1 protein-coding gene is annotated in these 278 nt (G+C 41.7%); it reads right to left on the bottom strand.

All coding sequences use genetic code 11. The features are described 5' to 3' along the window. Window positions 1-278: hypothetical protein (locus AAEY62_RS22105; protein WP_350636547.1), on the bottom strand; the 278-nt coding region annotated here is incomplete at both ends.

A 278-nucleotide genomic window follows, 5' to 3' on the forward strand; every position in this document is an offset into this window, starting at 1 on the left:
GTTTGCTCTCTATTAAGCGCGAGATCATGCCTTGCTCAATAATGGCGTAACTACGTGGGCCAAGGCCTGTGCCCAAAAATATATCAGTAATATCGCGTTTGCGGCATTTACTGCCATTTAAAAAATACAACGACTGACCATCGCGAGTAACTAAACGCTTTATTGCAATTTGATTACGATCGGCAAAGGTATTAGGAAAGTCGCCTTTGTCGTTATCAAAAGTAAGCTCTACCGAGGCCTGCGAAATAGCTTTACGATTAGTTGAGCCATTAAAAATG

The sequence above is a fragment of the Pseudoalteromonas sp. GW168-MNA-CIBAN-0100 genome, from assembly GCF_040309225.1.
Taxonomy (GTDB): Bacteria; Pseudomonadota; Gammaproteobacteria; order Enterobacterales; family Alteromonadaceae; genus Pseudoalteromonas; species Pseudoalteromonas arctica.